Source organism: Streptomyces sp. NPDC088707, assembly GCF_044752725.1.
Lineage (GTDB): Bacteria > Actinomycetota > Actinomycetes > Streptomycetales > Streptomycetaceae > Streptomyces.
Window position 1 is genome coordinate 682,188 of the sequence record NZ_JBIVLV010000001.1, and the last position, 26,732, is coordinate 708,919.

The window sequence follows — 26,732 nt, forward strand, 5'->3', positions numbered from 1 at the left end:
GTCCGGCCTCCCACCGCACCCCACCCGGATCGCATCCCACCGCACCGCATTGCATTGCATCGCTTCGCATCTCACCGCATCGCTTCGCATCGCATCGCATCGCATCGCATCGCATCGGAGAACGCCATCACCACCACCGTGCCGCCCGCCGCGACGACCGTCCCTGAGCTCCTCGACGCGCGGGCCACCGAACACCCGGACCACACGGCGCTGCAGGTCGTCGGCGGCGGGGAACTCAGCTACCGCCGCTGGCGCGAGGAGGCGCTGCGCGCCGCCGCCGGGCTGGCCGCCGCCGGCGTCGAACCCCACGACAGGGTGGTGCTGCGGTTCTCCAACGCGCGCTGGGAGCGGTACGCCGTCGGTTTCCTCGCCGTCCAGTACGCGGGCGGCGTGCCCGTCCCGGTCCGTGAGGACCTGTCCGAGACCGATGCAGCCGCCCTGGCCGCGCTGGCCGAAGCCGGGACTGTCTTGACCGACGGCGCACTGCCCGGCGTACCGGGCCTTGTGGAGCTGCGTCTGGACGCCCTGCTGGCAGCACACCCCGAGCCGCCGGCGGGACCGCCGCACCGGGTCGGTCCGGCCGACCCGGCCCAGGTGATCGGCACCTCCGGCACCACAGGGGCACCGAAGGGCGTCGTCGCCGCGCACGGAAACCTGACCGCCGGCCTGGCCGCACACCCCCGCCGCCGCGCCTACGCCCACTCGCGGCACGCCCTGCACGCCTTCCCGATCGGGACCAACGCGGGTCAGGTCATGCTGCTCACCGCGCTGACCGCCGCGCCCACCATCCTCAGTCTGCCGCGCTTCGACGCGGAGCAGTTCGGCGTCGCGGTCGAGAGGTTCCGGGTCGGCACCGCCTTCCTGGTGCCCTCCATGGTGATCGAGCTGGTCAACGCGGGCACCGCCGGGCGGTACGACCTGGGGAGTCTGCGCCTGGTCAACTCCTCCGCCGCCGCGCTTCCCGTGCCGGTGGCGGCCGCGCTGGCCGCGGCGCTGCCGGGCGCGACGCTGGTCAACACGTACACCTCCGCCGAGGCCTCGCCCGCACAGATCTCCACCGTGGTCGACACGCGCCGCCCCGGCTCGCTCGGCCGCCCGGCGGATCCCCGTGACCTCCGGATCCTGGACGCGGACGGGCTGCCGCTGCCCGCCGGGCAGGTCGGCGAGGTCTGGCTGCGTCAGCCAGGACCGCCACGCGGCTACCTGGGCGCCGCCGGGCGGAGCGCCCAGGTGTTCCGGGACGGCTGGGTACGGATGGGCGACCTCGGACGCCTCGACCCGGACGGCTACCTGTACCTGGTCGACCGGGAGAGCGACGTCATCAAGAGCGGTGCGCTGAAGGTCTCCACGCTGCGGATCGAGGAGGTGCTGCACGAGCATCCCGCGGTCGCCGACGCCGCCGCGCTCGGCCTGCCGCACGCCGTGATGGGGGCGGTCCCGGTGGCGGTCGTGGTGGCCGCGTCCGGCGGTCTCGACCTGGACGAGCTGCGGCTGTTCCTGAGCGCCCGGTTGAGCAGACCCGAACTGCCGGTCCGGATCCTGCTCGCCGACGCCCTGCCCAGGAACCCGAGCGGCAAGGTGGTCAAGCACCGGCTCCGACCGCTGTTCGACGTGCCCGCGGAGCCGACCGGTGCCGCGGTCGCTCCGGCCACTCCGACGGAACTGCGGTTGGCCGCTCTGTGGCGGCGCCTGCTCGGCCGTCCGGTCACCGACGTGGCCGCCGAGTTCTTCGCGCTCGGCGGCGACTCGTTCCGGGCGGTCCAGCTCGCCGCCGGCATCAGCGCCGAGTTCGGGACACGGGCGGGCACCGCCCTGGTCTTCGAGCGGCCCTCGCTGCGCGCCCAGGCGGCGTGGGTGGACGACCCCGACCGGCGGCCGGCCGCTCCCGGCCGAGCGCCGGCCGGGGGTGAAACCGTGACGCCCTACCTGGCCGCGCTCCGCGCACAGCCGCACGCCGTCGCGCTCACCTCGCAGCAGGAGAACTTCTTCCGCTGGATGGCCGAGGCCCCCGGGCGGGACGCCGGTATGGTGTCGGCGCTGTTCCGGGTGGCCGACCGGCTCGACCCCGAGATCCTGGGCCGGGCACTCACCGAGGTGGTCCGGCGGCATCCGGCGCTGCGGACCCGGTTCGAGACGGTGGCGGACGGGGTCGTACGGGCGGTGCTCGACGAGGAGCCGCGGGTGCGGATCACGCTGACCGAGGCCCCGGGGGCCACGGACGCGGAGGTGGACGCCCTGCTCCTCGCCGAACGCGACCGTCTCACCGACCTGGCCCGCGATCCGATGACGCGCCTCCTGGTGGTCAGCCGATCGGAGACCGACCACGTGGTGCTGGTCGGGACGCACCACATGGTGTCCGACGGCTGGTCGGTCGGCGTGGTGCTCGCCGACCTCGGCGTCTGCTACTCCGCCCTGCGGCGGGGCCGGTCGGCGCCGCCTGTCCGCTCCGGACCTGGCTACCGGGAGCTGGTGGACTGGGCGAACGCGCACTGGCCGGTCTCCCGGGACCACTTCGGGACCGCGCTGGCCGGAGCGCCGGAGGCCGTCGAACGGTTCGCCGGCCGCCGGGTGGTGGACGAAGTGCTCATCAAGGCGCACGAGTTCGAGGTACCGACGTCGCTGGCCCAGGCCCTGCGGGCGCGGGCGGCCGAACTGGGCGCCACGCCCTTCCTGGCCGTCGCCGCGGCCTGGACCGGCCTCCTCGCGAGCCGCAGCGGCGACCCCGACCTGGTCGTGATGACCCCGGTGCCCGGCCGCCCCCGCCCGGACGCCGAACGGACGGTGGGCTGCTTCGTCCAGTCGCTGCTCCTGCGGGTGGACGCGAGCGGGCAGCCTGGGTTCGCCGAGCTGGTGGACCGGCTGCGGGTGGTCTACACCGAGGCTCTGGACCACCAGCTGTACCCGTTCGCCGAGTTCAGTCCGTCCGCGCCGTTCGCCGCCTGGCTCCGCTACGAGGCGTGGGCCGCGCCCGCGCAGCTGCCCGGCCTGGCCTGCGAGCCCTGGGAGCTGCCGCGCGGCAGCACCGTCCCCTGGCCGCTGCCCGGCGGCGACCGGAGCGTGCCCGAGCTGACCGTGGTCGAGCAGCCGGACGGCGGCCTGCGGTGCTGGCTGCAGTACAACGCGCTGGCCTTCGACCTGTCCGTGATCACCGAACTGTCCGAGGAGTTCACCGCCGCTCTCACCACCGCCTGCGGATGACCGGCCGGCGGCTCCGGCACACCGCCCGGGCGCCGGCCGGGAGGGACCGGGACGGCGCTGTCAGTCCGCTGAAGTAGGCTTCCCGCCACCGCACACCGACTCGGAGGACCCAGAGAATTGACCGTCCTGTCTGCCTTCCCGCTGCCCTTCCACTCGTCGCGTTCCCTGCCGTTCGCGACACCGCGCACGCTGCGGGAAGTGGAGATGATGCAGTGCAGCTCCCACATTCGGGCGAAGCCGCAGTGGTTCGACAAGATGAACGACGCCGGCATCGTCGCCAGGTGGACGCAGGAGGCGATCGACCAGGGCCTCACCGAAGCGCAGGTTCGCTACGTGATCGCCGAACTCGCGCACTACGCCGCGCTGCGGGACCCGCACACCGGCGTCGAGGTGTCCGCCGTCGACGGGGTCTGGCAGTCGGACACCCTGATCGACGACAAGCTCGAAGCCCGGCTGCGTGAGGCGGTGCGGGTTCTGGAGGAGGTCCCCGAGGCGGATCGGGACTGGCACCCCGGTTCCGACGGACAGGTCCTGGATCTGGTGCATCCCTCGCTGTTCTGCCTGGTGAAGGATGTCAGCGGGGCACACGAGCGGGCCTGGCGGAACCCGACGAACCAGTACTCGAAGTACGAGTTCTCGGAGAGGTTCCAGTGGCTGCCCACGGACGTCGACGTCGATGCCGAAGGCCGGGTCACCTTCCGCTCGTACGTCAACAACGTGCACCCCGAGGCCCATCGCGAACTGGCCGCGGTCCTGCCGGACCTGTTCGCGCGCATGCGTCCGCTGCTGGAGAACGTCCTCACCGACCTGCGCCATCCGCGGCCCGTGCGGATCGAGACCGACCCGTGGGGTTGGTACGGCGCGGCGCCGAAGCGTCCGGACAGGTCCTCGTTCGGCGATGACGCAGCCTACGACGAGGCCGTCCGGGCGTGGGCGAAGGAGGAGGACGACTGGTGGGAGAACCGCCGCCCGGTCGTCCCGGACGCCCCGGCCTTCACCGCGCCCGAGGTGCCCGACGCGTCCGCCCGGGTCGACCTGCGCGGCCGCGGTCTCCAGGTGATCGTCAAGCTCGCCACCATCCATCTCACCCCGGAGAAGCCCGAGTACGCCGGCGGTTCCTGGCATGTCGAGGGGATGATGAACGAGCGGATCGTCTCCACCGGCATCTACTACTGGGACAGCGAGAACATCACCGAGAGCCGGCTGGGTTTCCGGGCTGCGCTCGACGACCCCGAGTACGAGCAGAACGACGACAACGGCATGCGTGACGTGTACGGGCTGGAGGACGAGGATGCGCTGAACCAGGTGCTCGGATCGGCCTCGACGCCGGCGGGCCGCTGCCTGGCGTTCCCGAACGTCCTGCAGCATCGCGTCGGCTCGTTCCGCCTTGCAGATCCCACCCGGGCGGGACATCGCAAGATCCTCGCGTTCTTCCTGGTCGACCCGTCGGAGAGGATCGTCTCGACGTCCGACGTACCGCCGCAGCAGCCGTGGTCCACCACCTCGACCATGACGCTCCAGCAGGCGGAGGACTTCCGCGAACAGCTCATGCGGGAGCGCAAGTTCTTCGTCGACGAGCACAACGAGCAGCTGTACGAACGGGAGTTCTCGCTCTGCGAGCACTGAGCCCGACGCGGGGCGCGGAGCCCTCGCGAGGTGAGAGGGTCGGCGCGTGCTGCTCCATGTGAACGCGACCTTCGCGGCACTCCTCGCGACGCTTCTCGCCCTCGCCGCCGGGGTGGTCGCGGCCGCTCGGCTCGGCCGCCCCCGCGACACCCTCTTCGCCGGCGCCCGCGCCGCCGTCCAGCTCGTCGCCGTCTCCCTGGCGATCGGCTGGGTGGTGCGCGTTCTGCCGCTCCTGCTCTGCTTCCTGCTGCTGATGTACGCGGTGGCGGTGCGCACCGCCGGCCGCCGCGTCGTCCCCGCGCCCGGTCGCGCCTGGGTGTGGACCGCGGTCCCGATCGCCGCCGCGGTACTGCCCGTGGTCGTCGCACTGCTGCTCACGGGAGTCGTGCCGCCCGAGGGCATCGCACTGGTGCCCGTCACCGGCATCCTCATCGGTGGCGCGCTCACCGCCACCGTGCTTGCGGGTCGCCGTTCCCTCGACGAACTCGCCACGCGCCGGGGCGAGGTCGAGGCCGGTCTCGCCCTGGGGCTGACGGACCGGGAGGCGCGCATGGAGGTGGCTCGCGAGGCCGCCTCCGACGCGCTGCTGCCGGGGATGGACCAGACCCGTACGGTCGGCCTCGTCACCCTTCCGGGCGCCTTCGTCGGCATGCTCCTCGGCGGCGCGTCACCGCTGCACGCGGGCGCGGTACAGCTCTTCGTGCTCGTCGCCCTGCTCCTGGTCCAGGCCGTCGCCACGGCCGTCACCCTGGAACTCGTGACCCGCGGCCACCTCGCGCGCGCCGAGCCGTAGCCACGTCATCCGTTCGTACGCCAGCACGGGCACGCCGTAGCGAAGCCGCGCAGAGTGGGTGACGACGCCGAGACGGGGAGGTGGCGATGCCGACTCACACGATCCGCTGCTCGCGGGACCACGTGATCGGCCCCCGCCGTGTCTGAGCCGCCGACGACCACGCTGGGCGCGGGGCACTCGGCCGAACGTGTCGTCCGCCCGCGGCGGGCCCTGCGCGCCGGCGTCACGCACGCCGTGGCCGTCGGCGTGGCGGTGGTGCTCGGCCTCCTGCTCCCGGCGATCGACGGCGGCTCCCGGGTCGCCGGGGACCGCGTCGTGGCCGTGCTGAACGTGCTCGGTGTGGGCGTCCTCAGCGTCACCGCCCTGATCTTCTCGCTGATGTTCCTCGTGGTGCAGTGGGCCGCGGGGAACTTCAGCCATCGCCTCGCCCTGTTCCGCTCCGACCCGCTGGTGTGGCGTGTGTTCGCCTTCGTCATCGGGGTGCTGGTCTACTCGGTCACCGCGGTCCTGGCCATCGGCTCGCGTGCCACGGTGTCCGTGGCCGTACCGGTCGCCGCCCTGGTCATGGCCGCCGTCGCGTTCGTGCTCGTGCGTCGCCTCCAGCTCGTCGCGCTCCGCTCGATCCAGCTCTCCCACGTACTCGACGAGCTGCGCGACCGCGGCCTCCACGTACTCGACGTCTACTGTCCACCGGGCGAGGCGGCAGGCGCCCTGGACTCCCCGCCGGGGGCGGTTGCGCTGCCCGGGTCCGTCACCGCGTCGGTCCTCTGGCGTGGTGCGTCCGTACTGGTCGAGCAGTTCAACCTGGCTCCGCTGGTGGCCGCCGCACGACGAGGGGGCGCGTCCGTCGTGCTGCGGGTGAAGGTGGGGGACGTCCTCTACGACGGTGACGTGGTGGCCGACGTCCACCACGGCACGGTCCCGGAGGCCGAGGTCCTCAGGGCGGTCGTCGCCGGTCCCGAGCGCACCTTCCACCAGGACCCCCTGCTCGCCTTCCGGCTGCTGTCCGACATCGGTCTGCGGGCGCTGTCCTCGGCGATCAACGACCCCGCCACCGCCGTGCAGGCCCTGGACGCCGTCGAGGACCTGCTCCGCCGTGCCGCCGCGGGACCGATCGGGCAGGAGACCCGTGCGATCGCCGACGCGTCCGGCACGGTGCGGGTGATCCTGCCCGTGCCCGGGTGGGACGGTCTCCTCCGGGTCGGTCTGGACGACATCCTCGTCATCGCGCCCGGTATGCCGATGGTGCTCGCCCGCTGCCGGAAGCTGCTGACCGGTGTGCTCTCCGTCGCCCCCGGCCCTCTCCGCCCGCCGCTGGAGGAGCGGCTGGCGTGGACGGAGCAGCAGCTCACGGCCCGTCCCCCCTTCATGCGTGACGAGGTCCGGTAGATCCTTCTGTGGGGCGGTCGGCGGAGTGCCTCGTCCGGGCCGGCGCGAGCCCGTGGCGCGCGCCGGCGGACCGGCTCAGACGCCGGAGGGGACCTCGGCCTTCTCGGTGGATCCCGCTTGCTCCGCGTCCTCCGCCGCCAGCCTGCGGTTGCGGCGGACGGAGGACCAGAACGACCAGGCGATCAGGATGACCCCGATGAGACCGGTGACCACCTCGGGGATCTGGTAGCGGATGGAGATCATGAGGATGACGGCCAGCGCACCGATCGCGTAGTGCGCGCCGTGCTCCAGGTAGACGTAGTCGTCGAGGGTGCCCTGGCGGACCAGGTAGACCGTCAGCGAGCGGACGTACATCGCGCCGATGCCGAGGCCGAGCGACATCAGGACGATGTCGTTGGTGATGGCGAACGCGGCGATGACACCGTCGAACGAGAAGGACGCGTCCAGGACCTCCAGATAGAGGAACATGAAGAACGCCGCCTTGCCGGCCATCACGACCGCCGGGACCTTTCTACCGCTCCTCCTGGCCTCTTCCTCGGCCTCGTGCTCGCGCTCCTCCTCCTCCTCCAGCTTGTTCTCGAAGTAGCCGGACAGACCGCCCACGACGAGGTACGTGATGAGGCCGAAGACGCCGGAGAGCAGGACGGTCGCCGCCTTGTCCACGTGCAGTCCGCCGTGCTGGTGGGCCTGGGTCGCGAAGGTCATGGCGCTGATCGCCAGGACGACCAGGGCGATGCAGACCGACAGCATGTCGACCTTGCCGAGCTTGGCCAGCGGGCGCTCCAGCCAGCCGAGCCACTTGATGTCGCGGTCCTCGAAGATGAACTCGAGGAAGATCATCAGCAGGAACATGCCGCCGAAGGCCGCGATCGACGGGTGGGCGTCGGTGACGAGCTGCTCGTACCGCTCGGCGTCGTTGATCGCCAGGTCGACGGCCTCGATGGGGCCGACCTTGGCGCTGATGGCCACGATCACGACGGGGAAGACCAGCCTCATGCCGAAGACGGCGATGAGCACACCGATGGTGAGGAAGATCTTCTGCCAGAAGGCATTCATCTTCTTCAGGATCCCGGCGTTGACCACGGCGTTGTCGAAGGACACCGAGATCTCGAGGATCGACAGGATCGCCACGATCCCGAAGGCCGCCCATCCCCCGTACAGCACCGCTACGACGAGGCCGAGCGCGGTGACCGCGAACGACCAGCCGAACGTCTTCAGAAGCACTGGCTACCCAATCGTCTGTGCGGGGCTCCCCCGCGAGCCGTACCTGGCTTTACCAAACACTGACCGAAGTCTAGAGCGAGGAAGGGGAGTTCCGGCACATACCGGCCAACTTGACACCAACACCCGATACTTGAAGACGTCCGGGGCGCCCGGCAGCTTCCCGGAGCTCTCCGACTCCGCTCCTTCCCGAGCGGGGTGCCGCAGCGCCCTGAGCTCGGCCGGTCCGTCCACCACGCAAGCGCTCAGCGAGAAGTCCCGGGAATCCGGCCATGCGGCATTCGCTAGAGGCTTCGAAGTCAGACACATCTCTCGGTCACGACCACCGAACAGCTCCGCATTTCACTTTGCCCTTGCTTTAACCACCACTTGACGGTCGCCCAAAGTCCGCCAATTGTTCCAGGGGGTCAACTGCGGAGGTGCGAGGCCCCGTTGAGGTCGAGGATCGTTCCGGACGACCATTCCGCCGCCGGAGACGCCAGCCACAGGACCGCATCCGCGATCTCGGCGGGCTCGGCCACCCGGCCGAACGGGCTCTGGGCACGGATCGCGGCCCCCTCGGCCCCCTCCAGGCGGGACGAGACCCGCTCCGTGGCGAAGAATCCGGGCGCGACCGATGCGACGGCGATCCCGTACGGGGCGAGGGAGACCGCGAGCGACTGGCCGAGCGCGTGGACGGCGGCCTTGGTGGCACCGTAGGCCGGGTGGTCGGGCTCGCCGCGGAAGGCGCCGCGGGAGCCGATGTTCACGATGCGGCCGCCCGCGCCCTGGTCGATCATCCGCCGAGCGGCGAGATGGCTCAGGTGCGCGGTGGCGAGCAGGTTCACGGACACGTGCTGCTGCCAGACCGCCACCCACTCCTCGTACGGGGTCTCGGGGAGGGGATGACGGAGGTTCACCGCCGCGTTGTTGACCAGGACGTCGATCCCGCCGAGCGCCTCGGCCGCCGCGTCGACCACGGCCCGGGCGCCCGCCGGGTCCGCGAGGTCCCCTCCGACCAGGGCGTGGCCCGCGCCGTCGAGGGATTCCAGGGTGACGCGGGCCTCCTCGGCGCGCGAGCCGAAGTGGACGGCGACCCGGTCGCCGTTGGCCGCGAACGCCTGGGCGACAGCCCGGCCGAGGCCCCGGGAGGCACCGCTGACGAGGACACGACGGCCGGAAGCGGGCAGTTTCATCGGAGGGCCTTCCGCGCGGGGACGTAGCGAAGATCATTCTGCCCAGCGCCCCCGAGGACCCGGACGGCGCCCCCGCGCCTCGGACGGGCGCCGCCGTGGCCCCGCACGGCGGCACCGTGCCCCGGACGGCGCCCCCGTGCCCCCGCGGCCCCGGACGGCGGCACCGTGCCCCGGATCACCGCCACGCCGGTCCCGCCCGCGGTCAGACGACCGCCAGGACGATCTTGCCGGTGGTGCGGCCCCGCTCGCCGATCGCGTGGGCCTTCGCCGCCTCGGCGAGCGGCACGACGACGTCGACCACCGGCCTGAGCCGCCCGCTCTCCACCAGGGCCGCGATCTCGCGCAGGCCGAGGTGGTCGGGCTCCACCAGGACCCAGGACGCCCGTACACCGTCCTGCGCGGCGGGGACGTCGTCCGGGCCCGGCAGGGTGATCAGCCTGCCCCCGTCACGGAGCACCTTCAGGGAGCGTTCCGCCGTCTCTCCCCCGATGCCGTCCAGGACGACGTCCACGTCGGAGACGACGTCCTCGAAGGGGGTCTCGCGGTAGTCGACCACCTCGTCCGCGCCCAGCTCGCGCACCAGGTCGTGCTTGCCCGCGCTCGCCGTGCCGATGACGTACGCCCCGCGGGCCTTGGCGATCTGCACGGCGAGGTGCCCCACTCCGCCGGCTGCCGCGTGCACGAGCACCCGCTCCCCGGGGCGGACGTCCGCCGCGTCGACGAGGGCCTGCCAGGCGGTGAGCGCCGCGAGCGGCAGCGCGGCGGCCTCCACATGGGTCAGGGAGGCGGGCTTGGGGGCGAGGTGCCGTGCCGGGGCCACCACGTACTCGGCGTACGCACCCGCCTGCCGGGGGAAGAGCGGCATGCCGAAGACCTCGTCGCCGGGACGGAGGATCCCGACGCCGGGGCCGACGGCCTCCACCGTGCCGGAGACGTCCCACCCGACGGCCGGGACGGCGCCCCACTCGATGAGGGCCCCGCCGGCCCGGGTCTTCCAGTCCACGGGGTTCACTCCGGCCGCGTGGACGCGCACCAGGACCTCGCCCAGGCCGGGCTCGGGGCGCTCCACCTCACGCTCGACCAGGTTCTCGGGTCCGCCCCACTGCTCCACGACCACCGCACGCATGCTGTCCGCCTCGTTTCCGTCTCGATCGGTGCGCCCCCAGACAGTTCCGGCGGCGATGCGTCCACGATCCGGTACGGCGGTCCCGTGTGGTGTTGGCCGCTTGGCCAGCATGTGACAGGATCTGGCCATGGGCAGAAACGCAGAACAGACGAGGGGGACCACCGAGGCAGCGGTGCCCGCGCCACCGCACCGGGTCGCCGTCCTGGCGCTGCCCGGCGTGCCTCCGTTCGAGCTCGGCATCCCCTCCCGGGTCTTCGGCAGCGCCGAGGACCCCGACGGCCGTCCCCTGTACGAGGTCACGATCTGCACGGCCGACGGTGCCCCGGTCCTCAGCGACGCCGGGTTCACCGTGCAGCCCGCGGCCGGTCCCGAGGCGCTCGCCGCCGCCGACACCGTGGTCCTCCCGCCCACGCACGCCATGCCCGAGCTCGGCCTCGGCGGCCCGCTGCCGCCCGAGGTCGCCGCGGCCATCGCCGGCATCCGGCCCGGCACCCGACTGGTGTCCATCTGCACCGGGTCGTACGTGCTCGCCGCCGCCGGGCTCCTCGACGGCCGGCCGGCCACCACCCACTGGAACCTGGCCCCGGAGTTCCGCCGGGCCTACCCGCGGGTCAAGGTGGACGAGGACGTGCTCTTCGTCGACGACGGCGACGTGCTGACCTCGGCGGGCGTGGCCGCGGGGGTCGACCTGTGCCTGCACATGATCCGCCGCGACCACGGTGCCTCGGTCGCCAACCGCGCCGCCCGCATGTGCGTGGTGCCTCCCTGGCGGGACGGCGGGCAGGCCCAGTTCATCGACCGGCCCGTGCCGGAGCCCACCCTGGCCAGCACCACCGCCACCCGCGCCTGGGCCCTGGAGCACCTCGCCGAGCCCCTCACCCTGGCCAGACTCGCCGAGCACGCCCGGATGAGCCTGCGGTCCTTCACCCGGCGGTTCCGCGACGAGGTCGGGGTGACCCCGGTGCAGTGGCTCACCGCGCAACGACTCGAACTGGCCAAGCAGCTCCTGGAGACGACCGACCTTCCGATCGACGTCGTCGCCCACCGCGCCGGCCTCGGCTCGGGGAACTCCCTGCGCGCGCACATGCGCACGGCCTTCGGTGTCTCGCCCGCCGCCTACCGCCGCGCGTTCGGCACCGGCGCCCTCACGGGACCCCGGGACCAGAGGGAACCCTCCGCCTGAGCGGTGCGCGGCCCCAGGTGGACACCGCCCCAGGAGGGACGCCGTCGGCGTGCTGTCGCGGGCCGCCGCAGCATCCGCCGTACGCTGCAACGCCGGGACGAACCCGCCGGGACCGAGCCTCCCCGAAAGCGCGGATGTCTTGCTTGCCGTCACCGTCATCGCGGGCATTCTGTTCACCTGGTGCGTCCTGTCACGCAGGCTCGCGCTGTGGAGCATCACCGCACCGATCGCCATGATGGTGGCGGGCATCGCCCTCACCAGCGGCTCGGACCCGCCGCTCGTCTTCGACTTCGGCGACCTGGCCGGCTTCGAACGCGCGGTGGAGGTCGTCCTCGCGCTGCTGCTGTTCGTCGACGCGACCGAGGTTCCGGCCGGAGGCATCCGACGGGAGAGGCGCGTCGTCGCCCGTCTCCTGGGGGCCGCGTTGCCGCTGACCCTGGGCGCCGCCTTCCTGGCCGCGCTCGCCTTCTTCCCCGACCGGCCCGGTTGGGTGCTCGCGACCCTGGCGACGGTCGTCGTCCCCCTCGACCTCGCGCCCGCCGCGGCCCTCGTGCGGGACGAGCGCGTCCCGGCGCGCCTGCGGGAGGTGCTCAACGTCGAGGGCGGCCTCAGCGACGGCATCGTCTCACCGGTGTTCCTGATCTGCGTCGCCGCCGCCGCCGAGTACCACACGGCGGGCTCCGACTACGCCGAGGCGCTCCTCGACGCCGTCGGCGCGGCGGGCTGGGCCGTCGGAGCCGGATCGCTCGTCGGCTATGTGGCCGGATGGCTGCTGCGCCGGTCCTGGGCGAAGGGCTGGACGCTGCCCACCGCGGCGAGACTCGCGGTGCTGAGCGTGCCCCTCGCCGCGTACTCCCTGTCGGTCTTCCTGGGCGGCAACGGCTTCGTCGCCTCGTTCGTCGCCGGTGTCTGCGTCGCCCCGGCGATGCGGCATCTCCCCGAGGGCACCGTGCGGATGACGGACGACCTGGTCACCCTGTCGACACTCGCGCTGTGGTTCCTCTTCGGCCAGTTGGTCAGCGACGAGTTCTGGGACGGCTTCCACCTGTCCGTCGTGCTCTACGCCGTCCTCGCCTGCACCCTGGTGCGCCTGGTGCCGGTGATGCTCGCCCTCGTCGGTACGGATCTGTCCCTGTCCGACCGGCTGTTCCTGGGGTGGATGGGGCCCAGAGGAGTGGCCTCGGTGGTCTTCGGCCTCCTCGCCGCGATCGAACTGCCCGCCGCCGGCGGCGGTGACTTCATCTCGCGGGTGATGGTGATCACCGTCATGGTCAGCATCGTGCTGCACGGCCTGAGCGCCGAGCCCCTCGGCCGCCGGTACGCCCGAGGGCGACGCACCTCGCCGGCACCCCGGGCCAGACGATGAGGGGCTGGGGCGGGCCGGCGCGCCCCGTCGGCGGGCCGGCTCTCACGTGCGGCGGGCCGGCTCTCCCGTCCGGCCCGCCGCGCTCCGTCAGGACGGGAGCCACGTCCGCCAGGTGGCCTCGTTCTCCTTCACCCAGCGGCCCGCCGCCTCCTCCGGCGACAGCTTCTGGTCGGCGATCATCAGGGCGACGTCGTTCTGCATGTCGGTCGTCCAGCGGAACTTCTTCAGGAAGTCGGCCGCGTCGCCTCCGCCGTCCGCGAAGCGTGCGTTGAGGAACTTCTGCAGGGGCGTGTGGGGGTACGCGCAGGCCACCTTCTCCGGGTCGGCGTCGCAGCCCTTCTTGTAGGCGGGCAGCTTCACCTCCGTCATCGGTACCTTCTCGAACAGCCACTGGGGCTTGTACCAGTAGCTCAGGAAGGGCTTCTTCTCCTTGGCGAACTGCTTGATCTGCGTGATCTGCGCCGCCTCCGAGCCCGCGAACACGACCTGGTAGTCGAGGTCCAGGCTGTTCACCAGCGCCTTGTCGTTCGTCACGTACGACGGGGAGCCGTCGAGGAGCTGGCCCTTGCCGCCGCTCTCCGCGGTGCGGAACTCGTCGGCGTACTTGTCCAGGTTCCTCCAGTCGGTGACGTCGGGGTGCCGCTCGGCGAAGTACGTCGGCACGAACCAGCCGATGTGGCCGGTCACCCCGAGGTCGCCGCCGCGCCGGATCGTGCCCTTGTCGTCGATGTACCGCTTCTCCTGCTCCGGGTGGCCCCAGTCCTCCAGGATGGCGTCCACCCGGCCCTGGCTGAGCGCGTCCCAGGCGGGTACCTCGTCGATCTGCACGGTGTCCACCCGGTAGCCGAGCTCGTGTTCCAGGAGGTACTGGGCGACGGCGACGTTGGCCTGGGCGCCCACCCACGACTGCACGGAGAGCGTGACCGTACGGGAGCTCTTCGCGTCGGCGTACGGGGAGGACTGGCGGGTCATGTCGGCGGCGCCGCAGCCCGTGAGGCCCGCCGCCAGGGCGGCGGCGGTCACGAGTGCGGAGCCGCCGAGTGCGATACGTGTGCGAGCCATCTCAGGCCCCCTTTCCCGCGAGGTCACGGCGCTGCGTCGGCTGGGTCACGCGGTCGAGCATCAGGCCGAGGCAGACGATCGCCGCGCCCGCGACCAGACCGGTGGCCAGGTCGCCCTGGGCGAGGCCGAAGACCGCGTCGTAGCCGAGCGCGCCTCCGCCCACGAGGCCGCCGATGACGACGACGGCGAGGACGAGCACCACACCCTGGTTGACGGCGAGCAGCAGCGCGGGCCGGGCCAGCGGCAGCTGGACCTGGAACAGCTGCTGCCGTCCGGTCGCGCCGAGCGAGCGCGAGGACTCCATGGCGGCCGGGTCCACCCCGCGTACGCCCTGGGCCGTGATCCGTACGACCGCGGGCAGCGCGTAGACCACGGCGGCGGCGACCGCCGGGGCGCGGCCCACGCCGAAGAGGGCGACCACGGGAATCAGGTACACGAACTGCGGCATCGTCTGGAAGACGTCGAGGACCGGACGCAGCGCGCGTCCGAGGCGCGTGCTGCGGGCCGCGGCGACCCCGAGCGCGACACCGAGCACCAGCGTCACGGCGACGGCCGCCAGGACCTGCGACAGGGTGTCGAGCGCCGGGTCCCAGACGCCCAGCACACCGATCGCCGCCATCGCGAGGACGGCGGTCAGGGCGGTGCGCCAGGTGCCGATGAGCAGGGCGAGGGCGCCGACGGTCAGCAGGACCGTCCACCAGGGCAGCCACTGCAGGCCGTCGCGCAGGGGGTTGAGGACCCAGGTGGTGAACCGGCCCGCCCAGTCGGCGGTGCCGCCGACGAGGGGCACTCCGGAGTAGAGGTGGGCGGTCATCCAGTCGACGGCCTCGTTGACCGGACCGGCCATGTCGACGGTCCACGCGGCGGGCCAGGTGAGGCGGTCGGTCAGGCGGCCCGCGACGGCGACGACGGCGGTCCCCGCGAGGGCGACGGCCCAGCCGAGCCGGGCCCGGCGGGCCGGGGCCGTGCCGATCCGCTCGCCGGCCGCGGCGGTGACCCGGTCCAGGACGATCGCGAGCAGCACGATCGGCACACCTGCGGCGAGCGCGGCGCCGACGTCCACGGAGGCCAGGGCCTGGTAGACGCGGTCGCCGAGACCGCCGGCGCCGATGACGGACGCGATGACGGCCATGCCCAGCGCCATCATGATCGACTGGTTGACGCCGAGCAGGAGTTCCTTGCGCGCCAGTGGCAGCCGGGCCGTCAGCAGTCGCTGCCTGCCGGTGGCGCCGAGGGACGCGGTGGCCTCCATGACGCCGGCGTCCGCGCCGCGCAGTCCGAGCGCGGTGAGCCGGGCCATGGGCGGGGCGGCGTAGACGACGGTCGCGAGGACGGCCGCGGGTACGCCGATGCCGAAGACGAGGACGACGGGCAGGAGGTACGCGAAGGCCGGAAGCACCTGCATGGTGTCGAGGACCGGCCGCAGGATCCGGTCCATGCGGTCGGACAGGCCGGCGGCCAGGCCGAGGAGACCGCCGAGCAGGACGGACGCGGCGACGGCGACGACCATCAGGGCGAGCGTCTGCATGGTCGGCACCCACATGCCGAGCAGTCCGCAGACGCCGAAGGCGGCGACGGAGGTCAGCGCGAGGCGGAGGCCCGCGACCCGCCAGGCCAGCAGCCCCGCGGCGGCGGTGACACCGGCCCAGCCCAGGGCGAGCAGCAACAGGTACACCGCGCGGACGGACACGACCACGACGTTGCTGACGTGCCCGAGGAAGTAGAGGAACAGCGGGTGGCCGTCACGGTTGTCGATGATCCAGTCGCTGGTGCGCTCCAGCGGACCGGACAGATCGACGGCGAGCGACGACGGCCAGCTTCCGCCGCCCAGGAGCAGGGCTCCGAGGACGAGCGCGACGGCCGCGCCGGCGCCGATCAGCCGGCCGCGGTGGCGCGCGAGCGCGCGCAGCGCACCGGGCGCGGCGTCGGAAGGAGTCGTGGGGCGGGGCGGGGCGGGGGTGGCGGTGGCGGTCATCGGGCCCACCGCCCGAGGGCGTCCGGGGCGGTCGCGGAGCACCGGGGGGCCAGGTGGGCGGCGCCGGTCGTGCCGCCCGGCGGCGGCCAGGTCGTATGGGCGTACATCAGGCCACCGCCTTCCGCGTCGCGGCCGGGACCCCGGCGACGACACCGAGGAGTCCCGCGTGGTCGACGACGCCGAGGCAGCGGCCGTTCTCGACGACCCGGGCGTGGACGCCCGTACGGGCGACGGCCTCGATGGCCTCGTGGACGGTGGCGCTCGGGGCGAGCGCGGGGCCGGCCTCGTACTCGTCGGCGTGCGCGGGGCGCATCGCCGAGCGGACGGTCAGCACCTGCTCGCGCGGCACGTCCCGGACGAAGTCCCTGACGTAGTCGTCGGCGGGGGCGCCCACGATCTCCTCCGGCGTGCCGAGCTGCACGATCCGGCCGTCGCGCATCAGCGCGATGCGGTCACCGAGCTTCAGCGCCTCGCTCAGGTCGTGGGTGATGAAGACCATCGTGCGGCCCTCCTCCCGGTGCAGGCGGACGACCTCCTCCTGCATGTCCCGGCGGATGAGCGGGTCGAGTGCGCTGAACGGCTCGTCGAACAGCAGGACTTCGGGGTCGACGGCGAGCGCGCGAGCCAGTCCGACCCGCTGCTGCTGGCCGCCGGACAACTGGCTCGGCCTGCGCTTCTCCATGCCGTCGAGGCCGACCTTGGTGACGAACCCGGCGGCGCGCTCGCGCCGTTCGGCGCGTCCCACGCCCTGGATCTCCAGCCCGTAGGCGACGTTGTCGAGCACCGTCCGGTGCGGGAGCAGCCCGAAGTGCTGGAAGACCATGGCCGCCCGGTGCCGGCGCAGCTCGCGGAGCCGGCCGGTGTCCATGGACAGCACGTCCTCGCCGTCGATGGAGATGCTGCCCGAGGTCGGTTCGATGAGCCGGGTGAGGCAGCGGACGAGCGTCGACTTGCCCGAGCCCGAGAGGCCCATGACGACGAAGACCTCGCCCTTGCGGACGTCGAAGGAGACGTCGCGGACGGCGGCGGTGCAGCCGGTGCGTTCGCGCAGCTCCGTGGCGTCGAGCGCGGCGAGCTCCTGGTCCGCGGGCACACGGTCGGCCTTCGGGCCGAAGACCTTCCACAGCTCGCGTACGGAGAAGACGGATTCGGCGGTGTCCTGCGTCGGGTCGTTCATCGTCGGGTGCCTCCCAGCAGGTCCGCGCATTTCTCGCCGACCATGAGGACGCCGATCATCGGGTTGACGGCGGTCATGGTCGGGAAGACGGACGCGTCGGCGATCCGGATGCCGTCGAGGCCCCGGATCCGCAGATCGGGTGCGACGACGGCGAGTTCGTCGTCCGCAGAGCCCATCCGGCAGGTGCCGGCCGGGTGGTAGACGGTGTGCGCGACATGGCGGGCGTAGGCACTGAGCTCCTCGTCGGAGGTGACCTCGGGTCCCGGGCAAACCTCGCGCTTCAGCCACCCGGCCAGCGGTTCGCTCGCCGCGATCTGCCGGGCGACGCGGATCCCGTCGACGAGCGTCCGGCCGTCGTAGTCGTCCTCGTCGGTGAAGTACCGGAAGTCGAGCGCGGGCTTGACCTCGGGGTCGGCGCTCGTGAGGTAGAGCCGGCCGCGGCTGCGCGGCTTGGGGATGTTCGGGGTCATGGACACGCCGTGCGGGGGCCGTTCGTAGCCGATCCGCTCGGGGTTGTCGGTGAAGGGGATCTGGTAGAAGTGGAACATCAGGTCCGGCCCCTCGGACTCGGGGTCGCGGCGGACGAAGAGGCCGGCGTCGGAGTCCATCGCGGAGTTCTCCGGGATGGGGCCGTGGGTCTCCCAGACGACGACCGACTCGGGGTGGTCGAGGAGGTTCTCCCCCACACCTGGCAGGTCGTGGACGACGGGGATGCCGAGCTTCTCCAGGTCCGCGCGCGGTCCGATGCCGGAGTGCAGCAGCAGGCGCGGGGTGTCCACGGCCCCCGCGCACACCAGGACCTCGCGCCGGGCGCGTACGACGTGCTCCTCGCCCTCCTTGGTGCGGATGTGCACGCCGGTGGCGCGGGTGCCTTCGAGTTCGAGGCGGAACGCCCAGGTCTCCAGGGCGATGTGCAGGTTCGGCCGGTCCAGGAACGGGTGGAGATAGGCGACCGATGCGGACGACCGCTTGTTGTTCTCGGGGTGGTAGGCGAGGTCGAAGAAGCCGACGCCCTCGTGGAAGGGCTGCCGGTTGAAGCTCTCGACGCGCGGCACGCCGAGCGCGGCCTGGGCCGCGTCGACGAAGTCGCGGGCTATCGCGTTCCGGTCGGCCTCGTCGACGGGGACGATGTTGTTGCGCAGCCGGGCGAAGTACGGATCCATCGCCGCCGCGTCCCAGCCCTCGGCGCCTGCCTCGGCCCACTCGTCCCAGTCGGAGGGCAGGGGCTTGAAGGCGATGAGGGTGTTGTGCGAGGAGCAGCCGCCGAGGACCCGCGCGCGGCTGTGGCGGATGAAGGAGTTGCCGCGCGGCTGTTCGGTGGTGGGGTAGTCGTAGTCCAGGTCGCCGCCGAGCAGGCCCATCCAGCGGCGCAGGGTGAGGACGTCGTCGCGGCCGACGTCGCTGGGGCCGCCCTCGATGACGGCGACGGTGACGTCCGGGTTCTCGGTCAGCCGGGAGGCGATCACCGAACCGGCGGTGCCGCCGCCGACGACGACGTAGTCGTAGACGTGCTGGTCGTTCATGCCTGGGCCTTCGCCGTCGTGCCCGCGAACCAGCGCACGGGGCGCGGAGCGAGGTTCTGGTAGATGTGCTTGGCCTCGCGGTACTCGGCGAGGCCGCTGGGGCCCAGTTCGCGGCCGATGCCGGACTTCCCGAAGCCGCCCCATTCCGCTTGGGGCAGGTAGGGGTGGAAGTCGTTGATCCAGACGGTGCCGTGGCGCAGCCGGGCCGCGACCCGCCGGGCGCGGTTCTCGTCCGAGGTCCACACCGCTCCGGCGAGGCCGTACTCGGTGTCGTTGGCGAGGGCGACGGCCTCGTCCTCGGTGCGGAAGGTCTCCACGGTGAGGACGGGGCCGAAGATCTCCTCGCGGACGACGCGCATGCGGCGGTGGCACCGGTCGAGGACGGTGGGGCGGTAGAAGTAGCCGGGGCCGTCGGGGCGCTCGCCGCCCGCACGCAGGACCGCGCCCTCGCCGAGGGCGGAGGCCACGTACTCCTCGGTCCTCGCCACCTGGGCGGCGGACACAAGCGGGCCGCACTCGACGCCCTCGTCGGTGCCGCGGCCGAGCCGGATGAGTTCGGCCCGGCGGGCGAGCTCGGCGACGAAGCGCTTGCGCAGCGGCTCCTCGATGATGAGGCGGGAGCCGGCGGAGCAGACCTGGCCGCTGTGGATGAAGGCGGCGTTGAGTGCCTGGTCGACGGCGGTGTCGAAGTCCTCGGGTGTGGTGCAGGCGTCGGCGAACACGACGTTGGGGTTCTTGCCGCCCAGTTCGAGGGCGACCTTCTTCACGGTGTCGGCGGCGGCCTTGGCGACCTTCGTGCCGCTGACGAGACCGCCGGTGAACGAGACCAGGTCGACGTCGGGGTGCTCGGCGAGCCGGGCGCCGACGGTGTGGCCGGGGCCGGTGACGATGTTGGCCGCGCCGAGCGGCAGTCCGGCCTCCAGGAGCAGTTCGACCAGCACGACGGTGCTCAGCGGGGTGATCTCGCTGGGCTTGATCACGAACGTGTTGCCGGCGGCGAGGGCGGGCGCGATCTTCCAGCTGGCCTGGAGCAGCGGGTAGTTCCACGGCGTGATCAGGGCGCACACCCCGACGGGCTCGTGCACGACGACGCTGCGGATGTCGGCCGAGCCTGCGTCGACGGTCCGGCCGCCGTCCTCCTTCTCCACGAGGTCGGCGAAGTAGAGGAAGGCGTCGCGGACGCAGTCGACGTCGACGCGGCCCTCCTCGAGGGTCTTGCCCGCGTCCTGGCTCTCCAGGGCGCCGATCCGCTCGCGGTCGCGCTCCAGGAGGTCGGCGACCCGCCGCAGCAGGGCGGCGCGCTCGGCGACGGGCGTGCGCGGCCAGGAACCGTCGTCGAACGCCGCTCGTGCCGCGGCCACGGCGTCGTCGGTGTCCAGGACACCGCCCTCCGCCACGACCGCGAAGGCGGTCTCGTCGACGGGGTCGATGATCTCGCGCGTGGCCCCGGTCAGGGCCGCGCGCCACTCTCCGCCCACATGGATGGTCTGTTGTGCTGCCGTCACGTCGGGTATGGCCTTTCGTTCCTCTGAGTCCCCCTGCCGGTGTCACCGGCGGTTCGGCCGCCTGCCCTGGCTTCCCGGATCCATGCGCGAGGGAGGGCGGAGAGTGCTCCGAGTCACGCTTCAACCAGGTCTAAACGGGGCATACCGCAAGGTGGCCCGTGCGGCGGGGCCCCCGGCCGACGACGCCGGGCTCCGGGCCCGGCGTCGTACCCTGGGCCTCTGCGCACCCCCGGCGCGGCCGAGACCTCACGGCGTAAGGAGAGCAGCGTGGACGGAAGCCTCTGGCTCATCGTGGTCGTGGTGCTCCTGCTCGCGGTGGCCGGATGCGCGGCCGTTCTGCTCGTCCGTGTGCTCCGGACCCGCCGGCTGCTCGTGGACGCCGGTGTGCCGCTGCAGTCCAAGGCCTTGTTCTGGGCGGCGGTGGTCTACACGGTCTCGCCGGTCGACCTGATCCCGGACCCCGTCTACCTGGACGACATCGGCGTCCTCCTGATCGCCCTGCGGGCGCTGCACATGGCGGTCGCCAGGAGTGGGGCGGCGCCCGAGGGCCTGCCCACGGGCTCGGACGCCCCGCTCGGCGGACCGGGCAAGGTCCCGCCGCGTCCCTGAGCACCGCAATGAGGCGCCTGACCTGCGCTTCCGCCCGTCAGGCGCCTCTCGGCCGCCGCGTCCGTCACACAGTGCGACCCTCGCGTCCGGATGGGTCGGCACCGCCGCTCCGTCGGCTCCGCGCGGTCAGGCCGTCGCGCCGACGGTCTCCGCCTCACGCGCTGCCTGCCCCACACGCGCCTCCTGCTCCTCGTGGGGGAACAGCGCCGGCGGGGTCTCCCCCTCGAAGTACGTCTTGGCCCTGGTCATCGCCCGCTCGTCGGCGCGGACCTGGCCCGGGCGGGAGCCGTTGCCGAGGAGGACTCCGCCGAAGCGCATCCGCAGGTACGCCGCCGTGTTGTTGAGGGTGGTGGCCATTCCGTCGGCGACGGCCTCGTCCTCGTCGGCCATGGCCGCCACCGCCCACAGGGTCCGCCCCGCCATCCGCTGCTTGAAGCCGAGGCCGGGGACCCCGAGCCAGCCCGACCAGTAGTCGAGGTAGCGCTTCGTCTGGGCGGAGAGGGTGTACCAGTACAGCGGTGAGGCGATCACGATGTCGGTGGCCTCCATGGTGGCCTCCCGCAGGGTCCGTTCGGCCTCCGAGACCGGCCAGTCGCCCTCCTCGTGGCGTCCGTCCTGGAAGTCCGGCAGCGGCAGTCTGTTCAGGTCGATCCATCGCTGCGGGATCTCTGAGGGCAGCGCGTCGGCGGCCGCCCTGGCGAGTATCTCGGTGTTGCCGTCGGCGCGCGAACTGCCGAGCACGAACAGGAAGGAGCGGTCCGCGGGACGCGGGGAATGATTCGTCATGGCCCGACGCTAACCGTTGACACTGATGTCAAGGTCAAACGATCCACGACGGGGCGGAAGGCGGGGCACGCATGCTGATCGGGGAGTTGTCCCGGCGCACCGGGGTGAGCACCCGGCTGCTGCGCTACTACGAGGCGCAGGGGCTGCTGGAGGCGCGGCGCGGCCCGAACGGCTATCGCGCGTACGAAGAGGACGCGGTGACCGCCGTCCGCAAGGTCCGCGTCTTGCTGGCCGCCGGGCTGCCCACCGAGGTGATCCGGGTCGTCCTGCCGTGCACCGGCGAGGACGGGACGGCCTTCGACTGGTGCGCGGACATCCGGGATCTGATGCTCCGTGAACTGGCGGCCACCGACGCCCGTATCGACGACCTCCACCGGCGACGCAGCAACCTCGCGGGCTTCCTGGCCATGACCGCGGAGGTACCGGGCCCGCACCGCTGACAGGGGCCCTCGTGGCGCGAAGGCCCCTGTCAGCGGCTGTTCGCCGTGTCGGTCAGGAGCGGTGCAGGCCCGGGATACCCTGCGGCGTCGGCAGCGGGAGGTCGAGACGGTTCTGCGCCTGGGCCGGCGTGGCCCGGCAGGTCACGTCCGCGGCCGGCAGCCTGCCCGTCGTCAGGTAGGCGGTGGCGGTGCTGTCGGCGCAGGACTTGGAGCCGTAGATGCCGTGGCCCTGGCCGCCGAGGACGGTGACCATCCGGGCGCCCTTCATGGTGCTGCGCAGCCCCTGCCCGCTGACCAGCGGCGTCTGGGAGTCCCACTCGTTCTGGAGGATGAGCGCTCCGACGGAGTTGTTCACCTGGGTGGCGGGCTCGGATCCGTTCTTCCAGAACGCGCACGGCTTGATGTTCGACGCGAAGTCGCCGTACAGCGGGTACCTGGCCTTGTCGCGGATCGCGTCGCGGCGGTACTGCTCCGGGTCGCGCGGCCACGCGCGCGTGTCGGCGCACGCCACGGCCCAGAAGGCCGCGTCCGAGTTGTCCGAGGGGACGGCACGGGCGAACGACGGCGGTACGTGCCGGGGTGCCGTGCTCCGCCTCGACGGCGCCGGGACGGGGGTTCCCTCGGCGGCCTTCTTGAGCTCGACGAGCGCCTCGGCGGCGCCCTTCACGTCGAAGAACACGGCCCGGCCGGCACGGATGTCGTCACCGGTCAGGAGCGTGCCCTGGATGTCGATCGGGTCGCGGTCCGCCCGGGCTACCAGGTCCCAGAAGGTCTTCCCGACCTCGGCCGGGGTGTCGCCGAGCCCGTACGTCGTGTGCCGCTCGGCGGTCCACTCGGTCCAGCGCTTGAACGCCGGCTCCGCGCCCTCCGCCCACACCTGGATCATGCCGCGCCATATGCGCTGCGGGTCGACCGCGCTGTCCAGCACGAACCGGTCGGTCCGCTTCGGGAACATCTGCGTGTAGACCGCGCCCAGGTAGGTTCCGTAGGAGTACCCCAGGTACGAGATCTTCTTCTCGCCGAGCACGGCGCGGATGACGTCCATGTCCCGTGCGGTGTTGCGGGTGGTGAGGTGCGGCAGGACGTCACCGCCCTTCGCACGGCACTTCTCGGCCACGGTCCGCGCCCACCGGACGTCCTTCTCGAACGTCGCCGCCTTGTACGGGCGCTGCCAGTTCAGCTCCTCCTCGTTCAGGCCGCAGCTCACGGGCGAGCTCTGGCCGACGCCGCGGGGGTCGAAGCCGATGAGGTCGTACTGCTCCTTCACGGCGGTCGGCAGCTCCGGTCCCAGCCACAGGGGCATGTCGAGGCCCGGGCCGCCGGGGCCGCCGGGGTTGAGCAGCAGGACACCGCGCCGCTTCTGGGGGCTGGTCGCCTTGACCCGGGACACGACGACGTCGAGCTTCCTGCCGTCCGGCCGGGTGTAGTCGAGCGGCACCTTGAGCGTCGCGCACTGGTAGTTCGCCGGTGCCTCGGCCTCGCAGCGCTTCCAGCGCGGGGTCTGCTGGGTGTACTGCCTCAGGGGGTCGGCGGTGACCGTCCGCCGGGTGACCGGTTCGGCCGCGGAGGCGACGGCGGGTGTGAGAGCGGGCACGAGGGCCGCGACCGCGCTGATGGCCACGAGGGGTGCTATGCGGGTGCTTCGCACAGAGTCAGATCCTTGCGGGAGGTGGATGATGCGTCTCATGCACCCTTCCGCATAGGGCAGTTGTGCGAAATCCCTCCTCCGGCCATCCCCGCGTCCGACCACAGGAGGAGCGCGCCCCCGGGAATGGTTCCCGAGGCGGAGAACGCGATCCGCGGTTTTCGCGTCCGCGGACTCCGGAGTGTTCCTCGTCGCCGAACCGGGCGAGGCGCACGACTGCTGCGCAAGCTGGAGGTGTCGATCGTCGCCTCCGACGAGGAGCCGACCGACACCACGGCGCAGTGGGCGCGGACCGCGGGCGCCCGGCGAGGTGGCGGGACCTCCTCGCAGGGCCCGCGCTCGTCCGGCGTGAGGACCGGGACCGATGGCCCGGCGGGCGCCCACCGGGCCCGATGGCCCGGTGGGCGTCCCGTCAGGCCAGGACGTTCAGCGCGGCCGGCCGCACCCTGAGGGTCACCGGCAGGACCGCGTCGACCTCGCCGTCCGCGCCGTACGGGAGAGGGCGGTCCGCTTCGAGGCGGACCTCCTTGCCGCGCAGGATCTCGACCTCGGGCCGGTTCACGTGCACGCCCGTCTTCAGCTCGTTCATCATGGCGAAGAAGAGGCGCTTGGGCGCCTGCTTGATGACCACGACGTCGAGCAGCCCGTCGTCGATCCGCGCGCCGGGTGCGACCTTCCTGCCGAACCCGTAGAAGCCCGAGTTCGCCACGACCACGGTGTAGCCGGTGCGCCCGTGCCGCACCCCGTCGATGGTGACGCGGTACGCGGCGGGCTTCCAGGCGAGGACCGCCCGCAGACCCCCGGCGTAGTACGAGGCGGCGCCGCGCAGCACCCGGGAGGCGTTGGCGTGGCGGTTGGCCACCGCGTCGACGCCCGCGTACACACTGCCGAGAACGCAGGTCCGCGCGTGCACGGCGGACTCCACCTCGATCGTGTCGACGGCCCGCGGCTCGCCGTGGAGCAGTATCTCGACGAGCCGTGGAGCGTCCGTGGGCAGGCCCAGGGCACGGGCGAAGTCGTTGCCGCGCCCGGCCGGGACGAGGCCGAAGACCGTGTCCGTACCGCTGAGCGCGCCTCCGACGCAGCCTGCCATGCCGTCACCGCCGACGGCGAGCACGACGTGCCCCCGCGCCCCGGCGTCCTGGGCGAGTTCTCGGGCGTGCTCCAGGCTGCGGCTGTAGACGGTGTCGAGCCTGGCACCCGCCTCCCGCAGCAGACGGGCCAGCGGGAGCAGACCCGCCGTGCCGCTGGAACCCCCTGCGGTGGGGTTGACGACGGCGGTGAACTGTCGCATGGATCTGGCCTCCGGGCGGCAGAAGTAGGGTTCAGCGGACGGGGATGAGGACTCCGGGGCTGAGCACACCGGAGGGGTCGACCTCGGCCTTGACGGCCTGCAGCACGCGGATGCCGAGGGGGCCGATCTCCCGGGCGTACCAGTCGCGGTGGTCGGTGCCGACGCCGTGGTGGTGGCTGATGGTGCCGCCCGCGGCGAGGATCGCGTCGTTGGCCGCCCGCTTCACGGGTTCCCAGTGCGCGACGGCGTCCTCCCCCTGGGCGGAGACGACGGTGAAGTACAGGGAGGCGCCGTTCTCGTACGTGTGCGAGATGTGGCACATGACGAGTGGCGGCGTGCCGGCCTCGGTGAGCGTGCTCGTCAGCGCGTCCCGCACGGCCGTGTACAGGCCCGGGATCGCGGACCAGAAGGCCGCGGTCTCCAGCGTCTCGGCGAAGGCGCCGGCGTCGAGCAGCGCGTCCCGCAGGTAGGGCGCGTTGTACCGGCCGTGCTCCCACTTGTCGCCGGGCTCCTCGCCGATGAGCTCACCGTCGCAGGCGAGGAGGACCTCGCGGGTGACGGCGCGGCGGGCCATCGTCTCCTCCTCGGTGCCCTCGTAGCCGACGATGGCCATGCAGCCCGGGTTCTCAGGCAGTTCGGCGCTGCCGATGGCGTCCGGCTGCGCGAGACCGATGAAGGTCTCCGACTCGTCCGACAGTCGCAGCACCGTGGGCCGCGGGCCGTCCTGGGCGAGTCGGCGCAGTGCCGCCGTGCCGGCCTCGAAGGAGGCGAAGCGCCAGCCCTCGTAGATCCGCTTCGCCGGGAGCGGGCGGATGCGCACGGTCACCGCCGTGATCACTCCGAGGGCTCCCTCGGAGCCGAGGACCAGCTGGCGCAGGTCGGGGCCGGCGGCCGAGCGCGGGGCCCGGCCGGTCTCCAGGGTGCCTTCGGGGGTCGCGACCGTCAGGCCGAGGACCATCTCGTCGAAGCGGCCGTATCCGGCCGACGCCTGGCCGCTGGAGCGGGCCGCGGCGAAGCCGCCGACGGTCGCCCATTCGAAGGACTGCGGGAAGTGTCCGAGGGTCCAGCCCCGCTCGTTGAGCAGCGCCTCGGCCTGCGGGCCGCGCAGTCCGGGCTGGAGCGTCGCGGTCCGGGACACCTCGTCGACGGCGAGCAGCCGGTCGAGCCGCCGCAGGTCGAGTGCGACGAACGGCCGCTTCGTGGTGGGCGCGAGGCCGCCGACGACGGAGGTGCCGCCGCCGAACGGCACGGCGGCGACGCCGTGTTCGGCGCAGGCCCGCAGCACGGCGAGGACCTCGTCGTGGTCGCCCGGCAGCACGACGGCGGCGGGGATGTCGTCGACCTCGCCGGCGCGGATGCGCAGCAGGTCGGGGGTCGACTTCCCGCGGGTGTGCCGGATGCGGCTCTCGGCGTCCTCCCGCAGGGAGTCGGGCGCGCCGACGGCCCCGAGGAGGGCGGCGCGGGCCTCATCGGGCAGCGCCGGGACGGGCGGTTCGATGTCGGCGAGGCCGGCGGGGCCGCTCTCGCGAGGGGTGACGCCGAGCAGGTCACGCAGCAGGCCGGTGACCGAGTCGGGCAGGGGTGCCGCCTTGGCCGGGTCGCCCCAACCGCTCCACAACATGTCCACTTCGAAAGGGTT

Annotated in this window: 20 protein-coding genes; 8 read left to right on the plus strand and 12 right to left on the minus strand. The window is 72.7% G+C overall.

Annotated features, from left to right (window positions below; genetic code table 11):
• Positions 1 to 138 precede the first annotated feature (138 nt).
• The 4 genes from ACIP84_RS03120 (at position 139) to ACIP84_RS03135 (ending at position 7,006) form a co-directional block, all read left to right on the plus strand.
• A complete protein-coding gene (locus ACIP84_RS03120) occupies positions 139 to 3,198 on the plus strand; it encodes an AMP-binding protein (protein ID WP_401793826.1) in 3,060 nt (1,019 codons plus the stop codon).
• A 117-nt stretch (positions 3,199 to 3,315) separates the two neighbouring features.
• Positions 3,316 to 4,824: a DUF4246 domain-containing protein gene (locus ACIP84_RS03125; protein ID WP_401793829.1), complete on the plus strand. Its 1,509-nt coding sequence runs from the start codon at positions 3,316 to 3,318 to the stop codon at positions 4,822 to 4,824.
• A gap of 46 nt (positions 4,825 to 4,870) precedes the next feature.
• Positions 4,871 to 5,617, plus strand: a complete 747-nt coding sequence (locus ACIP84_RS03130; protein WP_355961475.1) for an ABC transporter permease — start codon at positions 4,871 to 4,873, stop codon at positions 5,615 to 5,617.
• 138 nt (positions 5,618 to 5,755) lie between these two features.
• A complete protein-coding gene (locus tag ACIP84_RS03135) occupies positions 5,756 to 7,006 on the plus strand; it encodes a DUF2254 family protein (RefSeq protein ID WP_401793833.1) in 1,251 nt (416 codons plus the stop codon).
• 75 nt (positions 7,007 to 7,081) lie between these two features.
• Here the strand turns inward: ACIP84_RS03135 and ACIP84_RS03140 are convergent, their stop codons facing one another.
• The 3 genes from ACIP84_RS03140 to ACIP84_RS03150 all read right to left on the minus strand — a co-directional run bounded on the left by ACIP84_RS03140 (position 7,082) and on the right by ACIP84_RS03150 (position 10,528).
• On the minus strand, positions 7,082 to 8,230 hold the full coding sequence (locus tag ACIP84_RS03140) for a DUF475 domain-containing protein (protein ID WP_401793835.1): 1,149 nt from the start codon (positions 8,228 to 8,230) through the stop codon (positions 7,082 to 7,084).
• A gap of 404 nt (positions 8,231 to 8,634) precedes the next feature.
• Entirely contained in the window at positions 8,635 to 9,402 is a 768-nt protein-coding gene (locus ACIP84_RS03145) for an SDR family NAD(P)-dependent oxidoreductase (RefSeq protein ID WP_401793838.1), read from the minus strand.
• A 202-nt stretch (positions 9,403 to 9,604) separates the two neighbouring features.
• Complete coding sequence (locus ACIP84_RS03150; protein WP_401793841.1) at positions 9,605 to 10,528, minus strand: NADP-dependent oxidoreductase; 924 nt, start codon at positions 10,526 to 10,528, stop codon at positions 9,605 to 9,607.
• A gap of 127 nt (positions 10,529 to 10,655) precedes the next feature.
• On the opposite strand from ACIP84_RS03150, the gene ACIP84_RS03155 reads away from it, so the two are divergent.
• Complete coding sequence (locus ACIP84_RS03155) at positions 10,656 to 11,711, plus strand: GlxA family transcriptional regulator (protein WP_401793844.1); 1,056 nt, start codon at positions 10,656 to 10,658, stop codon at positions 11,709 to 11,711.
• A 139-nt stretch (positions 11,712 to 11,850) separates the two neighbouring features.
• A complete protein-coding gene (locus ACIP84_RS03160; protein WP_355963017.1) occupies positions 11,851 to 13,077 on the plus strand; it encodes a cation:proton antiporter in 1,227 nt (408 codons plus the stop codon).
• An 87-nt stretch (positions 13,078 to 13,164) separates the two neighbouring features.
• Here ACIP84_RS03160 and ACIP84_RS03165 read toward each other — a convergent pair whose 3' ends face one another.
• From ACIP84_RS03165 to ACIP84_RS03185, 5 genes are all read right to left on the minus strand, one after another.
• The gene (locus ACIP84_RS03165; RefSeq protein WP_401793847.1) at positions 13,165 to 14,139 is read right to left on the minus strand and encodes an ABC transporter substrate-binding protein; all 975 of its coding nucleotides are present in this window, start codon (positions 14,137 to 14,139) and stop codon (positions 13,165 to 13,167) included.
• Position 14,140: 1 nt separating this feature from the next.
• On the minus strand, positions 14,141 to 16,114 hold the full coding sequence (locus ACIP84_RS03170; protein ID WP_401793850.1) for an ABC transporter permease: 1,974 nt from the start codon (positions 16,112 to 16,114) through the stop codon (positions 14,141 to 14,143).
• A gap of 106 nt (positions 16,115 to 16,220) precedes the next feature.
• Positions 16,221 to 17,291 carry a betaine/proline/choline family ABC transporter ATP-binding protein gene (locus ACIP84_RS03175; RefSeq protein WP_355963010.1) on the minus strand — a complete coding sequence of 357 codons (1,071 nt, stop codon included), beginning with the start codon at positions 17,289 to 17,291 and terminating at the stop codon, positions 16,221 to 16,223.
• Entirely contained in the window at positions 17,288 to 18,814 is a 1,527-nt protein-coding gene (locus ACIP84_RS03180; RefSeq protein ID WP_401793854.1) for a GMC family oxidoreductase, read from the minus strand. The genes ACIP84_RS03175 and ACIP84_RS03180 overlap by 4 nt, the downstream gene beginning before the upstream one ends.
• Positions 18,811 to 20,319 (minus strand): aldehyde dehydrogenase family protein, encoded by a 1,509-nt coding sequence (locus ACIP84_RS03185; RefSeq protein WP_355963005.1) that lies wholly within the window; start codon positions 20,317 to 20,319, stop codon positions 18,811 to 18,813. Before ACIP84_RS03185 ends, ACIP84_RS03180 begins: the two co-directional genes overlap by 4 nt.
• Positions 20,320 to 20,586: 267 nt before the next feature.
• On the opposite strand from ACIP84_RS03185, the gene ACIP84_RS03190 reads away from it, so the two are divergent.
• The gene (locus tag ACIP84_RS03190; protein WP_355963003.1) at positions 20,587 to 20,928 is read left to right on the plus strand and encodes a YkvA family protein; all 342 of its coding nucleotides are present in this window, start codon (positions 20,587 to 20,589) and stop codon (positions 20,926 to 20,928) included.
• A gap of 126 nt (positions 20,929 to 21,054) precedes the next feature.
• On the opposite strand, the gene ACIP84_RS03195 is transcribed toward ACIP84_RS03190, so the two are convergent.
• A complete protein-coding gene (locus tag ACIP84_RS03195) occupies positions 21,055 to 21,714 on the minus strand; it encodes a flavodoxin family protein (protein ID WP_401793859.1) in 660 nt (219 codons plus the stop codon).
• A 71-nt stretch (positions 21,715 to 21,785) separates the two neighbouring features.
• On the opposite strand from ACIP84_RS03195, the gene ACIP84_RS03200 reads away from it, so the two are divergent.
• On the plus strand, positions 21,786 to 22,154 hold the full coding sequence (locus ACIP84_RS03200; protein ID WP_401793862.1) for a MerR family transcriptional regulator: 369 nt from the start codon (positions 21,786 to 21,788) through the stop codon (positions 22,152 to 22,154).
• Between the two features lie 52 nt (positions 22,155 to 22,206).
• Here the strand turns inward: ACIP84_RS03200 and ACIP84_RS03205 are convergent, their stop codons facing one another.
• From ACIP84_RS03205 to ACIP84_RS03215, 3 genes are all read right to left on the minus strand, one after another.
• Complete coding sequence (locus ACIP84_RS03205) at positions 22,207 to 23,802, minus strand: alpha/beta hydrolase (RefSeq protein WP_401793865.1); 1,596 nt, start codon at positions 23,800 to 23,802, stop codon at positions 22,207 to 22,209.
• A gap of 409 nt (positions 23,803 to 24,211) precedes the next feature.
• Positions 24,212 to 25,093, minus strand: a complete 882-nt coding sequence (locus tag ACIP84_RS03210; RefSeq protein ID WP_355962995.1) for a YegS/Rv2252/BmrU family lipid kinase — start codon at positions 25,091 to 25,093, stop codon at positions 24,212 to 24,214.
• A 31-nt stretch (positions 25,094 to 25,124) separates the two neighbouring features.
• Entirely contained in the window at positions 25,125 to 26,720 is a 1,596-nt protein-coding gene (locus ACIP84_RS03215) for an FAD-binding oxidoreductase (protein WP_401793868.1), read from the minus strand.
• Positions 26,721 to 26,732: the final 12 nt, after the last annotated feature.

Excerpts from the sequence above, each read along its gene's own strand:
- ACIP84_RS03145 (WP_401793838.1), bottom strand. The coding sequence starts at position 9,402 with ATGAAACTGCCCGCTTCCGGCCGTCGTGTCCTCGTCAGCGGTGCCTCC.
- ACIP84_RS03150 (WP_401793841.1), bottom strand. The coding sequence starts at position 10,528 with ATGCGTGCGGTGGTCGTGGAGCAGTGGGGCGGACCCGAGAACCTGGTC.
- ACIP84_RS03155 (WP_401793844.1), top strand. The coding sequence starts at position 10,656 with ATGGGCAGAAACGCAGAACAGACGAGGGGGACCACCGAGGCAGCGGTG.
- ACIP84_RS03165 (WP_401793847.1), bottom strand. The coding sequence starts at position 14,139 with ATGGCTCGCACACGTATCGCACTCGGCGGCTCCGCACTCGTGACCGCC.
- ACIP84_RS03170 (WP_401793850.1), bottom strand. The coding sequence starts at position 16,114 with ATGACCGCCACCGCCACCCCCGCCCCGCCCCGCCCCACGACTCCTTCC.
- ACIP84_RS03175 (WP_355963010.1), bottom strand. The coding sequence starts at position 17,291 with ATGAACGACCCGACGCAGGACACCGCCGAATCCGTCTTCTCCGTACGC.
- ACIP84_RS03180 (WP_401793854.1), bottom strand. The coding sequence starts at position 18,814 with ATGAACGACCAGCACGTCTACGACTACGTCGTCGTCGGCGGCGGCACC.
- ACIP84_RS03195 (WP_401793859.1), bottom strand. The coding sequence starts at position 21,714 with ATGACGAATCATTCCCCGCGTCCCGCGGACCGCTCCTTCCTGTTCGTG.
- ACIP84_RS03200 (WP_401793862.1), top strand. The coding sequence starts at position 21,786 with ATGCTGATCGGGGAGTTGTCCCGGCGCACCGGGGTGAGCACCCGGCTG.
- ACIP84_RS03210 (WP_355962995.1), bottom strand. The coding sequence starts at position 25,093 with ATGCGACAGTTCACCGCCGTCGTCAACCCCACCGCAGGGGGTTCCAGC.